Origin of the sequence: Algoriphagus algorifonticola, from assembly GCF_007655305.1 — a bacterium.
Lineage (GTDB): Bacteria > Bacteroidota > Bacteroidia > Cytophagales > Cyclobacteriaceae > Algoriphagus > Algoriphagus algorifonticola.
Genome location: NZ_VLOG01000042.1, coordinates 97644 through 112591 on the forward strand (window position 1 = coordinate 97644; position 14948 = coordinate 112591).

General features: G+C 40.1%; 17 protein-coding genes and 1 tRNA gene. 9 read left to right on the forward strand and 9 right to left on the reverse strand.

Annotated elements, in window-relative coordinates:
• Window positions 1-9: 9 nt before the first annotated feature.
• Window positions 10-687, forward strand: a complete 678-nt coding sequence (locus tag FL972_RS11060; protein ID WP_144605465.1) for a DUF2461 domain-containing protein — start codon at window positions 10-12, stop codon at window positions 685-687.
• Window positions 688-719: 32 nt separating this feature from the next.
• Here the strand turns inward: FL972_RS11060 and FL972_RS11065 are convergent, their stop codons facing one another.
• The 7 genes from FL972_RS11065 to FL972_RS11095 all read right to left on the reverse strand — a co-directional run bounded on the left by FL972_RS11065 (window position 720) and on the right by FL972_RS11095 (window position 3960).
• On the reverse strand, window positions 720-1529 hold the full coding sequence (locus FL972_RS11065) for a Cof-type HAD-IIB family hydrolase (RefSeq protein WP_144605467.1): 810 nt from the start codon (window positions 1527-1529) through the stop codon (window positions 720-722).
• Window positions 1529-1801, reverse strand: a complete 273-nt coding sequence (locus tag FL972_RS11070; protein ID WP_091655500.1) for a hypothetical protein — start codon at window positions 1799-1801, stop codon at window positions 1529-1531. Before FL972_RS11070 ends, FL972_RS11065 begins: the two co-directional genes overlap by 1 nt.
• Before the next feature lie 4 nt (window positions 1802-1805).
• Window positions 1806-2258: a hypothetical protein gene (locus FL972_RS11075; RefSeq protein WP_144605468.1), complete on the reverse strand. Its 453-nt coding sequence runs from the start codon at window positions 2256-2258 to the stop codon at window positions 1806-1808.
• Window positions 2259-2272: 14 nt separating this feature from the next.
• Entirely contained in the window at window positions 2273-2692 is a 420-nt protein-coding gene (locus FL972_RS11080; RefSeq protein WP_144605470.1) for a hypothetical protein, read from the reverse strand.
• A 231-nt stretch (window positions 2693-2923) separates the two neighbouring features.
• Window positions 2924-2997, reverse strand: a tRNA-Ala gene (locus FL972_RS11085).
• Between the two features lie 47 nt (window positions 2998-3044).
• Window positions 3045-3665 (reverse strand): recombination mediator RecR, encoded by a 621-nt coding sequence (recR, locus tag FL972_RS11090; RefSeq protein WP_144605472.1) that lies wholly within the window; start codon window positions 3663-3665, stop codon window positions 3045-3047.
• Window positions 3666-3675: 10 nt separating this feature from the next.
• Window positions 3676-3960 carry an ATP-dependent Clp protease adaptor ClpS gene (locus FL972_RS11095; RefSeq protein WP_144605473.1) on the reverse strand — a complete coding sequence of 95 codons (285 nt, stop codon included), beginning with the start codon at window positions 3958-3960 and terminating at the stop codon, window positions 3676-3678.
• Window positions 3961-4021: 61 nt separating this feature from the next.
• On the opposite strand from FL972_RS11095, the gene FL972_RS11100 reads away from it, so the two are divergent.
• Complete coding sequence (locus FL972_RS11100; RefSeq protein WP_144605474.1) at window positions 4022-5467, forward strand: sodium:solute symporter; 1446 nt, start codon at window positions 4022-4024, stop codon at window positions 5465-5467.
• Here FL972_RS11100 and FL972_RS11105 read toward each other — a convergent pair whose 3' ends face one another.
• Window positions 5468-5806, reverse strand: a complete 339-nt coding sequence (locus tag FL972_RS11105; RefSeq protein ID WP_091655495.1) for an MGMT family protein — start codon at window positions 5804-5806, stop codon at window positions 5468-5470.
• On the reverse strand, window positions 5787-6680 hold the full coding sequence (locus tag FL972_RS11110) for a mechanosensitive ion channel family protein (RefSeq protein ID WP_144605476.1): 894 nt from the start codon (window positions 6678-6680) through the stop codon (window positions 5787-5789). The genes FL972_RS11105 and FL972_RS11110 overlap by 20 nt, the downstream gene beginning before the upstream one ends.
• Window positions 6681-6736: 56 nt before the next feature.
• On the opposite strand from FL972_RS11110, the gene FL972_RS11115 reads away from it, so the two are divergent.
• The 7 genes from FL972_RS11115 (at window position 6737) to FL972_RS11145 (ending at window position 14831) form a co-directional block, all read left to right on the forward strand.
• Window positions 6737-7414, forward strand: coding sequence for an SDR family NAD(P)-dependent oxidoreductase (locus tag FL972_RS11115; RefSeq protein ID WP_091655493.1), 678 nt, complete (start codon window positions 6737-6739; stop codon window positions 7412-7414).
• Between the two features lie 3 nt (window positions 7415-7417).
• Window positions 7418-7870, forward strand: coding sequence for a nuclear transport factor 2 family protein (locus FL972_RS11120; protein WP_144605478.1), 453 nt, complete (start codon window positions 7418-7420; stop codon window positions 7868-7870).
• 4 nt (window positions 7871-7874) lie between these two features.
• Complete coding sequence (locus FL972_RS11125; RefSeq protein ID WP_144605480.1) at window positions 7875-8330, forward strand: hypothetical protein; 456 nt, start codon at window positions 7875-7877, stop codon at window positions 8328-8330.
• A gap of 546 nt (window positions 8331-8876) precedes the next feature.
• Window positions 8877-11324, forward strand: coding sequence for a bifunctional aspartate kinase/homoserine dehydrogenase I (gene thrA / locus FL972_RS11130; protein WP_144605481.1), 2448 nt, complete (start codon window positions 8877-8879; stop codon window positions 11322-11324).
• Window positions 11324-12256: a homoserine kinase gene (locus FL972_RS11135; protein WP_144605483.1), complete on the forward strand. Its 933-nt coding sequence runs from the start codon at window positions 11324-11326 to the stop codon at window positions 12254-12256. Before thrA ends, FL972_RS11135 begins: the two co-directional genes overlap by 1 nt.
• A gap of 91 nt (window positions 12257-12347) precedes the next feature.
• Complete coding sequence (gene thrC / locus FL972_RS11140; protein ID WP_144605484.1) at window positions 12348-13643, forward strand: threonine synthase; 1296 nt, start codon at window positions 12348-12350, stop codon at window positions 13641-13643.
• Between the two features lie 108 nt (window positions 13644-13751).
• Complete coding sequence (locus tag FL972_RS11145; protein ID WP_144605486.1) at window positions 13752-14831, forward strand: glycoside hydrolase family 43 protein; 1080 nt, start codon at window positions 13752-13754, stop codon at window positions 14829-14831.
• Window positions 14832-14948: the final 117 nt, after the last annotated feature.

Genomic DNA, 14948 nt, shown 5'->3' on the forward strand with positions numbered 1-14948 from the left:
AGCTTTCTCATGCGACCCTACCTTTCTTTCCTCTCAGCTCTTTCTGAAAACAATCACAAAGAATGGATGGATGCCAATAAAAAGTGGTATCAAGAGACGAGAGCGGAATTTTTGGAAGATGTTTCAGTGATCTTGAAGCAATTGTCTGAAGTTGAACCTGAATTATCAGCATTCAAACCAAAGGATTGTGTATTCAGGCAAAACCGGGACATTCGATTTTCTGCCAATAAAGATCCTTATAAGACCAATTTTGGTGCTTACTTTTCCCCGAAAGGAAAAAAATCAGAAGGGCCCGGATATTATGTGCAAGTTCAGCCGGGAAACTCTTTTTTTGCAGGAGGCATCTGGATGCCTATGGCAGAGACCTTGAAAAAGATTAGAAAGGAAATTGATTACTCAGGAGCTGAATTGCAAAAAATAGAGGCTGACCCAGAGTTTAAAAAATTGTTTTCTGGTATTGAGGGAGATAAGTTGAAAACCAGTCCCAGAGATTATGAAGCGGATCATCCTTACATAGAATATCTCCGTTTGAAAAGTTTCACTGTATCCCGCCCGATTGCTGAAAAAGATGTAAACTCAGGTAACTTTATCAATTTAGCCTTAGATGGTTTTAGGAAGATGAAGCCTTTCAATAACTTTTTAGCCAAGGCCATCGAAGATGTAGAGGATGGTTCAGGAATTCTGTAATTCAGAAATTTGAAGTCAAAAAACTGAAAAAATCAGCTAATAAGTTTTTCCAAAACTGCAGCGACTCCATCTTCCTTGTGGTGAAGTGTGACTTCCTTAGCTACTGCTTTCACTTCCGGTCTCGCATTGCCAACTGCCACTCCCCAGCCGACAGACTGTAGCAAGTCAATATCATTATAATTATCTCCAAAGGCTATTACATCCCCCATGCCGAAATCATAGTACTTATTCAAAATCATTTGTAAAGCGGTTGCCTTAGATATCTTTTTGGGAGCAATTTCTATGTAGGTGTCTTTCGACCTGTACAAATGGAGTTGGTCTCCATAGAGGAAGTGTAGTTCCCCAAAAAGCCAACTTATTTCCTGCGAGTTTCCCATACACATGACTTTATGAGCTCCTGAATGCGAGTTTTCCCACTCTTTCAAAACCAAAGTGGTGTCCTTCCATGTTGGAGTCACTTTGGTGTTTTTGATTTCTCTGGCTGACCAATAATCCTCTTTGGGTTCAAACCAACTTTCACCTTGGTACAAACTGATATGAATGCTGGTGGATTGACTTAATTCTAAGATTCTTTGAACTAGGTGAAGAGGAATCTCCACTGAATCCACGACTTTTCCATCGGAATCAATGACAAAGCCTCCATTGTAACAAATCAATGGTTGTTTTTCTCTATTCAAATCTCTCAGCAAATGCCGCATCGCATCAGGCATGCGCGAACTTGCCAGAATCAATGGTATTTCTGGAGAAAAGGCTTCTATGACCTTCTTGAGTCGAGGAGATAAATCCCTCTCGGAATTCAGGAGTGTACCATCAATGTCGGTACAGATAGCTTTAAACTTCATTAATCAATCTGTGACCAATCTACCTCATCTGCAAAATGGGTAAAGAAACTGAAACCAATTATTGAAATGATAATCACAGCTATTGCAAAGCCGATCAACTTCATGATTAATTCCGCTTTTGCCCAATTTGCTTTATTAGGCTCTGTGTCTTTGTCCACAGCCCATACGATCAGCATGATAAATCCTATGAGAGGAAGTTTTGAGATTAGCACATTGATAACCCAATCACCAAGTGTTTGGGGTGGTTTTTTAAATTCTTCAGGAATATTCATTTGGTTAGGGTTGAGGGTTAGAAAAGAAATCAGCTACCTGAAATTCATACTCTTGCATGGCGAAATTATCAGGGTTATTTGGATCTCTCTGAATAAACTGCACAGTAATTTGCTGATATTCTGAGGCATTTTCAAAATCCCTGACATAAATTTCCGCACATTTTCGGGCTAAAATCTCAGGTTGCTTTCCAATAAGAAGTGGATCTCCATTTTCTAGAAGGAGAAAAATGGTGCTTTGCTCACCATCCTGAGTGGAAGTTTTGCTTAGCTGAACACTCAGGTTTTGAAAATCTCCTAAAGCTCGAATTTCGTCGGATGGCATGAACCCTTTTCCCATTACTTTTTCCATTCCGCTAAAAACTAATCTTACAACTTTGTCAGGATTACATGCGCAAGAGCTAGTAAAGAGGATTAAAAGAAGTAGAAATGACCAGGAAGTAGCTTTGCTTGAATTCATAGGGGAAGATACAATTACTCTTCCACCTTATCAATGAGTAAATAGGCTTGATAGTCCTCAAGCCTATATTTTTTAGTGGTATTTGGATAGGGTTTGAGGTCCACTAATGAGATTTTGAATCCCCAATAAAAAATTTCTGAAGGAATACCTTGATGAGGCGGATAGGTACTTAAGTCAAAGGACTGCTCTTGTCCGTTGACAGAAACCAATATTTTGATCTGCGCCAATCCTTGCCATACACAGGTGACATTTTCCGGGCAGCGGGAGTCTTGACTCAATTCCAAAAATGTAATAGTAATAGGCTCTGTGCAATGAGTTAGCTTTTCCAGATATGGGAATTCATAAGTTTCACCCAACTCAAAATTTTGACATGGTCTTTCGTTAAGGCAAGAAATTAAGGATAGGGTGCAAATTAATACAAGTAGGGTTTTCACAGAAAGCAGGGAGTATGATCTGTAATATAGACGGATGTATCCAACCTAATGCTACTTAAAAATGAAAACTTTCACGATAAAGGTGAAGTCAAATTTTTAACCTGATATCTCTAGGGAACATTGATGAGGGATTATTGAAACTAAATGACACTCTCGCATGATTGCGGGACGCACTATCCAGATGAGCTAATTGGAAAATAAAAAAGCTCCACATTTCTGTGAAGCTTTGAGTGGAGGATAACGGAGTCGAACCGATGACCTCTACACTGCCAGTGTAGCGCTCTAGCCAGCTGAGCTAATCCCCCAAACGGATTGCAAATATAAGCTGAGGATTCAATTACCCAAACAAAAATTAATCGGTGTTGTAATTTATCCTTGTCATAATACTCCTGCCTAAAGTGACCTCATCTGTAAACTCTAATTCGCCTCCCACTGGTATTCCTCTTGCTATGGTACTGACTGATACCCTTTTTTCTTTCAGGCGCTTTGCCAAATAAAAGGCCGTGGTGTCCCCTTCCATGGTTGCGCTTAAGGCTAATATAACCTCTTTTACTGGTTCGGATTCGGAAGCCTTTTCAATCCGATTGATTAGAGATTCAATCTTAAGATCCTCTGGACCGATTCCCTGAATGGGGGAAATTACGCCGCCAAGCACATGGTACTTTCCTTGATATTGATTGGTATTTTCTATGGCGAGCACATCTCTCATGTCTTCAACTACACAGATGATGGTGCCATCTCTTCTATGGCTTTTGCAAATACTGCATTCCTCCTCATCGGCAACATTGTGACAGATTTTGCAATACTTGATTTCCTGCCTCATTCTTGATAATGCAAGAGTTAAGGCCTCAGTATGTGCTTCACTTTGCTTCAACAGATGTAAAGCCAAGCGCAATGCAGTTTTTTTTCCGATCCCAGGTAATCTGGAAATTTCGGTTACTGCATCTTCAATTAATTTGGAAGGAAAATTCACAGGGTGATGTTTATACTATTGTGGCTTGAATACCTTCATCTAAGATAGCTTCACACATAGGTTTTAGCTCTTCTTGACTTCCTTTTTTTACAGCGCATTTACCTTTGTAATGGATGATGATTGTGCACTGTTCGGCCTGTTCTCTTGTGTGTTTGCAAACTCTAATCAACACATTGATTACATGATCGAAGGTGTTGACATCGTCATTGAATACCACCAGATCATGAGACTCAAGGTCCAGTAATTCCTCTACTAATACGTCTTCTTTTTCTACCTGAGGGAAAGGTGTACTCATTTCAATCATTTTGCAAAATTAAGAATATTAGACAAATTTGACGACTCACCAACGATGCGCTATGAATCCCCAAATTGTACTGCTTGTTATCTCCTGTTATTTTTTGATGTTATTTCTCATCTCTTGGTTTACATCCAGAAAAATCACAGCAGATACTTTTTTCACCGGTGACCGTCAATCCCCTTGGTTTTTGGTTGCCTTTGGTATGATTGGCGCCTCATTATCTGGAGTGACTTTTATTTCGGTTCCCGGAGAGGTAGGTAATTCTAACTTCTATTACTTCCAGGTTGTTTTGGGATATACCCTTGGGTATTTCACTATTGCCAAGGTTTTATTGCCTCTTTACTACCGACTTAACTTAGTATCCATCTATTCCTATTTGGAAGATAGATTTGGCTTTTGGTCATACAAAACGGGTGCCTTTTTCTTTATTTTATCAAGAACTTTAGGTTCCTCGCTGAGAGTATTTTTGGTTGCTTCCGTTTTGCAGTTGATTTTATTTGACTCTTTAGGTATTCCTTTTTGGGTTTCAGTCTTGATCACTGTTGGTTTGATTTGGCTTTACACGCATAGAGGAGGGATCAAGACGGTAGTTTGGACAGATACGCTTCAGACCTTTTTTATGCTGTTGGCAGTACTTGTGTGCATCAAGCTAGTTGGGGATGAATTAAGCTTCTCCGGTATTTCCGATTATTTCACCGCGGTTTCTCAAGATTCTCGTTCGGAAATTTTTAATTGGGATTGGAAAGCCGGAACCAATTTCTTCAAGCAATTTATCTCAGGCGCATTTATAACCATCGTCATGACAGGTTTGGATCAGGATATGATGCAGAAAAATCTTACTTGCCGAAATATTGGTGATGCACAGAAAAACATGTTTTGGTTTACTATCATTTTGGTGATTGTAAATTTGCTGTTTCTTTCTCTGGGTGTGATGCTTTACCTCTACGCTGAAACCAAAGGCGTTCAATTACCCGCAAAAACAGATGAGCTATTCCCACTTTTGGCCACTCAGCATTTTTCCGCTTTTGCCGGGATTATCTTCGTGTTAGGCATCACAGCTGCAGCTTATTCGAGTGCCGATTCTACACTGACAGCTTTGACAACTTCATTTTGCATTGACTTCTTAGAGATAGAACGGAAGTATCCTAAGGAAAGGAGAGTTGCCATTAGAAAGCGAGTCCACATTGCATTTACCTTCGTGATGTTTATTGCCATTCTGATCTTTCATTGGATCAATGATCAGAGTGTGATTAACTCAGTATTTATCATAGCCGGTTATACTTACGGGCCCTTATTGGGGCTCTATGCATTCGGGCTGTTTACAAAATTGAAGGTAAAAGATCGTTGGGTTCCCTTAATGGCAATAATGGCTCCATTACTGACTTTTATGATCAGTTATAATTCTGAAAAATGGCTCTGGGGATACAAGTTTGGCTTTGAAGCTTTGATCCTGAATGGGCTCCTGATGTATTTGGGTCTCTATCTTGGTAGAATCAAAAAGTGATCAAAATCCGAGTTCTTTTTCTGGGTCCCAAAAAAGGTTTTCGAAGTTTTGCACCTGATCATTTTCAACTTGAACGCCTTCTGATTCTAAAAGCTCCTGCATTTTAGTGGGGGTTTGAAAATGATGTTTACCCGTGAGTAAGCCGTTTCTGTTGACCACACGATGCGCAGGTACATCTGGTAAAGTGTGTGCGGCATTCATGGCATAGCCTACCATTCTGGCACCACTTTTTAGGCCCAAATAATTGGCAATGGCCCCATAAGAGCAAACTCTGCCTTCAGGTATCTCTTTGACTACCTGATAGACAAGATCAAAATAATTAGGCTTTTCTGTGTTCATTACTCCAATTTAGGAATGCCTGATTGATGGTTTTTCTCACTTGAGATTCAACCAATTTCTCACCGGATTTGATAGGGAATTGATAGCGGACCAAGACATTGTCTGACTTTCTTTCCAGCACATTCAATTGAGCACCCTCCAATATCACATAGTCTGAAAACTGCTTCAATACTTCGCCTAATTTTTCTTCCAAATTGATCAACTGAAGATCTGTCGAGTAGGGCATTTCTGCATCAAAAACCACTTGGTGAGTATTGTTTTTGGAGTAATTGATTACGTCTGTAGTGAGTATCATGGAGTTTGGGATGATAATAATTTCTCCCGTTTCACTTTTTAAGACCATATTCATTAAGGTAAAATCCCGGATAAATCCTGTATTTTTTCCGATGTTGATTTTGTCTCCAATTTCCAGTTGCTCAGAAAACATGATGATCAAACCATTGACAATACTGGTGATGTAGTCTTTTGTCAATAATGCAATCGCTGCCGCTACAATGGTGATAGAAGTCAGAAACTCAAGAGGTCGAATGCCAAATGCTAACATCAGTGAAATGAGGAGTGCCAGAGAATTGAGTATTCCGGAGATCCTTCCAATCCCAACCACAAAGTTTGGGAGGACTTTGGTTTCAGCTGTTTTTTGGAGGTAAAGTCTTAATGTAATGATCCTTCCTAAGGAGATAATCAAGTTTGCACTGAGCAGAAATATCAATGCTCTGATTACATGATTTAGGAGGGAATAGTTATCCAAAAGAGGTCTCAAATATGTTTCCCCTTCATAAATAAATTCCAGTAAAATCAAGAGAATCAGTTTGATGGCGAAGTTCCAGCGCTTTCTATTCTCCTTGGTTCGTATACTAGTTTTTAGGTGATTCATAACTTAATCGAAAAATAAAGCCTAATTTTAGCAATAATCAATCGTGTTTTTAGCATATGAGTAGAAATATCATCATTACCGGTGCTGCCGGAAACTTAGGTTCAGCTGTTGTAGAAAAGTTTAAAAGAGAAGGATATCATGTTATCGCATTACTTCAACCAGGGAAAGACGAGGAAGTGGAAGATGCGGATGATAGCTACGAAGTAGATGTAACAAATGAGGAGTCTGTGGCCGAGTTTGTCAAGGAATATCAGCTTCAATACAATGAGTTGGATGCCTTGGCCATGATAGTAGGAGGATTTGCAATGGGATCTATTGAGGATGCCAAGCAGTCTGATTTTGAGAAAATGTTTTCTCTCAATTTTTTTAGCGCATATCACCTGGTAAGGGGATTCTTGCCCTTTATGAAAAAGCAACAAAAAGGAACATTCTTATTTGTAGGTGCCCGTCCTGCACTACAATTGGAAGATGCTTCTGCTACAATCGCGTATGCTATGAGTAAAAGGCTGATTGTGTCTTTGGCAGAAATTTTAGCAACCGAAACCAAAGAGACCAATATTCGTTCTCATGTCTTCGTTCCAAGTATTATTGACACTCCGCCAAATAGAGAGGCTATGCCCGATTCGGATTTTAGTAAATGGGTAAGCCCTAAAGAAATTGCCGAGGCGATGCATTATGCTGTCAATAATCCGGCCCTGAGAAATATGACTTTCAAACTTTATGGAGAAGCTTGATTTATGAAAAAATTACTTTGCCTTTTTGCCTTAAGTTTTGGTGTTTTATTTCCGACTTTAGCCCAATCTGAAGAGCAAGCCGTCAAAGAAGTAATTATGTCGCTTTTTGATGGTATGAGAGCAAAAGATGCTGAGATGGTTATGAAATCTTTTAGCTCAGAAGCAATGATGCAAACCGTGATAGCTGACCCATCAGGTACAAGAGTTGGAAGTAATTCTGTGGAGGACTTTGGGAAAAGGATAGCTAGTACACCGGTTGAGACAGAATTGGATGAACGAATCCTAGATTATCAAATTAAAATAGACGGAAACATGGCGGCTGCATGGACGCCCTATGAGTTTTACGTCAATGGAAATTTTAGCCACTGCGGAGTCAATTCTTTTCAGTTGGTCAAAATGTCCGAAGGTTGGAAAATAGTTTACATCATTGATACCCGTCGTAAAGAGGGATGTTGATTTTATGCAGGAATTAAAAGAAAAGATTTTTCAGGCTGCTATCAGACAGCTGAAAGAAAAAATTAGCCTACTTCAGCAGGAACGCAAAGCTGTTTCTGAAGGTATTTTAGAAGATACGAAAAGTAGTGCAGGTGATAAGTTTGAGACTGGAAGAGAGATGATGACTCAAGACTTAAAAACCATCGAGAGCACGATTGAAAAGCTTCAGGAGGACTTGGAGGAGATTTATAGGGTTCAGTCTATCAAATCCAATTCGGAAGCGGTACGGGAAGGATCTTTGATTCAGTTGGGAACAGACTTTTTCCTGATTTCGGCTTCAATCGGCCAATTAGAAGTAGAAGGCAAGAAATATTTTCTACTGAGCAGAAATTCCCCCTTAGGACAATTACTAATTGGGAAAAAGAAAGGAGAGAATGTCTTGTTCAGAGGAAAGCCACAAGCCATTTTAGATGTTCAATAAGTTTTGCTAAGAATATAAGTATACCATTACTTTAGCCTAATTCCCCCGGATATCAGGCTTTTATTTTTTCATGATTTTAGGATTAACCTGAGGGCTTTTTGTGTTTAGTAATATTTTGAAAAAATATTACTAAACACATTTCGCTTATAAGCATTTTTTAAATCCTAAAATAAGCAGCTTTAATAAAATTATATTTTGAATATTAGATATTATTCAATCGAAAAGACTGATTTAAGCAATAATGAAAATTATAAAATTTATATTTTTTAAGCCCATTTGATTAAATAATTGAAAATTATTGGCTGATTATTTGGCATAAAAGAAATTACTACCTAAGATTGTGAAGTCAATTTCTCAGTCATGGTTTTTGCAGCAAGAAATATTTTTCACACTTGTAAGGGCATAATGTCAATGTCCAGCATGACTTCTATTTTTGCTTTTTTTACGGAAATGACCACGATTACGGGGTAATCCCGTTTAATCTCAAAGTACTCGCCCCTGAGCCTATTAAGGCATTTTATTCATTCAAAATCATTCAATTTACTTATGAAAATCATCAAGTTTGGAGGTTCCTCTGTAGCAACTCCAGAAACGATTCAGAAAGTTTTTTCAATTATTCAGGAGAAAAATAAGCAACAAGATGTAGCCGTTGTTTTTTCTGCCTTTGGCGGTGTAACAGAAAGTTTGTTGACCATTGCCCGCCTTGCCAGAGAGGGTGATCAGGTTTACAGAGATTTGCTTCAGACCTTGGAAGAAAAGCATCTGGATATGGTAAGGCAGCTTATAGCTGTTCAAAACCAGTCTACTGTTATGACCTATGTGAAGGTTCGTTTCAATGAATTGGAAGATCTTTTTCACGGAATATATCTGATCAAGGAAAACTCTGACAGGACTTTGGATTATGTGGCAAGTTTTGGAGAGCGTCTTTCCACTTTTATTTTGACCGAAGCTTTAGCTGCCAAAGGGATCAAAACTCAATTCTTGGATGCAAGAGAGGTCATTCGAACCAATGACAGATTCGGTCAGGCCAGAGTTGATTTTGAAGTGACGAATCACTTGATCAAAGAATATTTCCTAAAGCATGATGGAATCAAAATCATTACAGGTTTCATCGCTTCCACAGTGAAAGGTGAAACTACTACACTGGGTAGATCTGGATCTGATTATACTGCCGCCATTTTTGCTGCTGCCTTGGATGCGGAGGATTTAGAAATCTGGACTGATGTATCGGGGGTCTTGACTTCAGATCCCAAGTTGGTTTATACCGCATTTAGTATTCCTCAGCTAAGCTATAATGAGGCGATGGAGCTTTCTCATTTTGGGGCGAAAGTGATTTTTCCGGCGACTATGCAGCCGGCGATGAAGAAGAATATTCCAATCTACATCAAGAATACTTTCGAACCTTCCAACAAAGGCACGCTAATCAACGGGGAGGTGACCCAAGGAGGATTGATCAAAGGGATTTCATCCATGTCCTCCATTTCCATTGTCAATGTTCAGGGAGCATCTCTATTAGATGGGATTACGGGAAGTAGGGTGTTTAAGGCTCTTGCAGAGGCCAAAGTGAATATTGTATTGATTTCACAGGCATCTTCCGAACATAGTATCTGCTTGGCAATCAAAACTGCCGAGGCATACTTGGCAAAAGAAGTAGTGGAGCGGGAGTTCTATTACGAAATCAAATCCGGTGAAATGGATGAGGTTACGCTTATGCATGGTTTCTCCACTGTTGCGGTAGTAGGAGAAAATATGAAGCAAAATCCAGGTGCTTCTGGAAGGATGTTCCGTGCACTAGGAAGAAACAATATCAACGTGGCTGCTATCGCCCAGGGTAGCTCGGAGTTGAACATCTCTGCGGTCATACCTCAGGCTGATTTACAAAAAGCCCTCAATGCTTTACATGAAGCCTTTTTCCTTTCAGAAAATAAGGTACTTCACGTTTTCTTAGTTGGTGTAGGCTTAATAGGCAAGGCATTGATCAAAATGATTGCAACTCAGCAAGAGAAACTGAAAGGTGATAATGAGCTAGATATTCAAATTCACGGAATGGCCAATAGTCGCTACATGGCTTTCCATGAAGATGGATTTGACTTAAAAAATCCACATGAGTTAAGTGATCAAGATCAGAATATGGACTTGGATGAGTTTATCCGAACTATGGAAGAAATGAACTTCTCCAACTCAGTTTTTGTGGATTGCACAGCGAGTCAAAGCGTTGCAGATGCTTATGCGCGAGTTTTAGGTGCAAAGGTGGCAATCGTGACCCCTAATAAAAAGGCGAATTCAAGTTCAATGGAGCAATATAAAGAGCTCAAAAAACTGGCGAAAAAGAGAGGAGTAAAATTTCTTTATGAAACCAATGTGGCAGCAGGATTGCCGGTGATCAACACCCTTCAGGATCTAATGCTTTCCGGAGATAGAGTAATTCGAATTGAAGCCGTATTAAGTGGGTCTATGAATTTTATTTTCTCCGAACTGGAAAAAGGAGATCCTTTTTCTCAGGTAGTCAGAATTGCCAAAGACAAAGGCTACACCGAACCTGATCCAAGAGACGATTTAAGCGGAATGGATGTGGCTCGAAAAATTCTGATTTTGGGAAGAGAGGCCGAACAAACTTTAGAGTTTGAAGACATTACTATCCAGAGTATGGTTCCGGAAGATTGCAGAGAAGCTGCTACGGTGGAGGAGTTTTTCCAGAAGCTTCAAGCACACGATTCGGAGTTTGAGAAACTACTCAAGGAAGCAGAATCAAAAGGAGAAAAGCTTCGCTTTATGGCAACTCTGGAGAATGGAAAAGCTAAGGTTGGTTTGAATTCCCTTCCAAATGCACATCCATTCAGCAGTTTGAGTGGAAGTGACAATATGATCCTTTTGACTACTGAAAGGTATCTGGATAGGCCGATGATCATTCGGGGTCCAGGTGCAGGGGCTGATGTGACAGCTGCCGGAGTTTTCGCAGACGTGATTAGGATTGGTAACTATACCCGCGAGTAATGAAAACCGTAAAAGCCTTTGCTCCTGCTACTGTGGCTAACGTGTCCTGTGGTTTTGATATTTTAGGATTTGCCATTGAGGGCATGGGGGATATTGTGCAGTTGAATGAAAAGGAAAATCCCGGGCTGGAAGTAAGTTCAATCTCAGGAGACGATGGAAAACTGCCTTTGGATGCTGCTAAGAATACCTGTGCGGTAGCTATTCAAGCTATGGTGGAGGACTTAGGTATTAACCCTGGCATTTCTATTCAATTGGAAAAAGGATTGCCGCTTGGATCGGGCATGGGTTCCAGTGCGGCAAGTGCTGTTGCTGCTTTGGTTGCAGCGAATGAATTTTTGGGCAGTCCCTATGAGAAAAAAGACCTTCTTCCTTTTGCAATTGCTGCAGAAAAAATTGCCTGCGGAGCCGGCCATGCAGACAATGTAGCCCCGAGCTTATTGGGAGGTTTTGTACTGATCAGAGACTATCATCCTTTGGATGTGATTAAGCTGAATGTTCCTCAGGATCTGTATTGTACCTTATTGCATCCACATTTTGAATTGAAAACAGCTGATTCCAGATCAGTTTTGAGAGAAGCCATTCCCTTGAAACACGCTACCATTCAATCAGGAAATGTGGCTGGATTGATCGCCGGTCTATATGAAGAAGATTATGAATTGATTTCGAGGTCATTGAGAGACGTCATTGCTGAGCCTTACAGAGCGGTATTGATACCTGGCTTTTATGAAGTAAGAGAGGCAGTAAAAGGTGCCGGGGCCTTGGGAATGGGAATATCGGGCAGTGGTCCAACACTGTTTTGTTTATCCAAAGGCAAGGAAAAAGCAATCCAAATTGCAAAGGCTGCGGAGGAGGTTTATCAAAGTATAGGATTGGGCGTGGATGTGTATTTTTCTGCCATCAATACAGATGGTGGTTATGTTTTAACAGAATAATTGATGAAATCGAGCGTGACGCAGCTGTCACACTAAGATGACTATCAAGTACGCGAGATTCCATGTGGCCTTAAAGAAAAATTATAAACACATGAAATATTACAGCACCAATAACCCAAAACAACAAGTCAGTTTAGCAGAAGCTGTGATCAAAGGATTGGCTCCAGATCAGGGCTTGTTCTTGCCCGAGCGGATTCCTGTCTTACCGAAGCAATTGATAGAGAGTTTTTCATCCAAGAGTTTTCAGGAAATTGGCTACGATGTGATTAAGGCCTTGTTTTCGGAAGACTTGACAAATGAGCAAATCCTAGCCTTGGTGGATCATACTCTTGTTTTTGACGCTCCAATAGTTGAAGTGGAGAAAGATGTTTATAGTTTGGAGTTATTTCATGGTCCTACTTTGGCATTTAAAGATTTTGGAGCACGTTTTTGTTCGAAATTAATGAGCATGCTTACTACCAAAACTGATCAAAAAGTATATGTTTTGGTAGCGACTTCAGGAGATACGGGAAGTGCTGTGGCCAATGGTTTTTTAGGGGTAGAAGGAGCCGAAGTCATTGTTCTTTTTCCCAAAGGGAAAGTCAGTAAGCTTCAGGAAAAACAGTTTACCACTCTCGGACAGAATATTACTGCGATAGAAGTGGAAGGAGTTTTTGATGATTGTCAGACTTTGGTCAAGCAGGCTTTCTTGGATCCGGAATTGAATAAAAGCTTGCTCCTGACTTCAGCTAATTCTATCAATATTGCCCGATGGATTCCTCAGTGTCTGTATTACTTCTATGCCTATTCAAGACTGCCTAAAGATGGGAAAAAGATCGTTTTCTCAGTGCCAAGTGGCAATTTTGGTAATTTGGCGGCTGGAGTTTTGGCTTGGAAAATGGGATTACCTATAGACCATTTTGTCGCTGCAACCAATCTTAACAAAATAGTCCCTGATTATTTAAAGGGGGTACCTTTTAAAGCCAAAGCATCTGTACCTACAGTTTCCAATTCTATGGATGTGGGGAATCCCAGTAATTTTCCTCGACTTCAGGCGCTTTATGATGGAAATGAGGAGCTGTTTCGGAAAAATATCAAAGGTTTTTTCTACACCGATGCTCAGACCATCGAAGCCATCCAGGCTGTTAAGCCCAAAGGCTACACCCTAGACCCACATGGTGCAGTGGGATATTTGGGATTAAAGGATTTTATGGCTGAAAACCCAGGGTATGTTGGTGTGTTTTTAGAAACAGCCCATCCAGGAAAATTCAGAGACGTGGTGGAAGACGCATTGAATGAAAAATTGGTTTTGCCGGATCGATTGGCAGCTTTTCTGGAAGGAGAGAAGAAGGTACTCTCGATGGGTAAAAGCTTTGAAGAATTTAAAGAATTTTTGGGAGGATTGTAAAAAAAACTGATTAGCGCATCAATCCATATTTGCTCCATTTGCTCCAAAATTTAGAAATCCACTCCTCTTTGAGTATTTTCATAGCAATCAAACCTAACCTAACCTCATATGAAATTTTCAAATTACCTTTTGGGAGTTCTATTTATTGCTTTTGCTTGCTCTAAACCCCAAGATTCTTTTCAGTCTGCAAAAGTAGAAACAGAGGAGTCTAAATTTGCACATGCTCCACTTGTGGAACATATTTTTACAGCCGATCCATCAGCTCATGTTTTTGAAGGAAAGTTATTTGTTTACCCTTCCCATGATATAGAAACGGTTGTGGAAGAAGATGATATGGGCTCTCATTTTGACATGAAAGATTACCATGTTTTCTCAATGGAGAAGGTGAATGGGCCTGTCACTGACCATGGAGTGGCTTTGAAATTGGAAGATATCCCTTGGGCAAGTAGACAGTTATGGGCTCCGGATGCCGCCGAAAAAAATGGGAAATACTATCTCTATTTCCCAGCAAAAGATAAACAGGGGATATTTAAAATCGGGGTTGCTGTTTCAGATCGCCCAGAAGGTCCATTTAAACCAGAAGCAGAACCAATCAAAGGTACTTTCAGTATGGATCCTGCGGTTTTTCAAGATCAGGAGGAGTATTTTTTGGTTTGGGGAGGAATCTGGGGAGGACAGCTTCAATGGTATGAAGATCAAAAACTCGTTGAGGGACGAAAGGGTCCAATGGACGGGCTACCGGCGCCAGATCAAAAAGCTTTGATGCCATACATTGCCAAATTGGATGATGCCATGACAGGTTTAGCAGAGAAGCCAAAGGAGATTTTGATCCTGGATGAAAATGGTGAAGCAATTAAAGCAGGAGATAATGCCCGTAGATTCTTTGAGGCGGCTTGGATGCATAAACATAATGGGAAATACTACCTATCCTATTCAACGGGTGATACACATTTTATAGCCTACGCCATTGGAGATAGTCCCTATGGTCCATTTACTTACCAGGGAAATGTATTGGAACCCGTAGAAGGCTGGACAAATCATCATTCCATTGTCAACTTCGAGGGGAAATGGTATCTGTTTTACCATGATACAGAACTTTCAGGTAAAACACCCTTGAGAAATATCAAAATGGCAGAACTGGTCCATTTACCTGATGGGAAAATTCAAACGATCAATTCTTATCAATAGCAATAAGCCTGACTTTGAAGCAAACTTTGCTAAGTTGAGCTGAGTCAAAAAGTGTTTTAACCCGAAATATGCAGTAGACTTCTTATTACGAGTCCAAACCGCTTCAAAATCAATCGC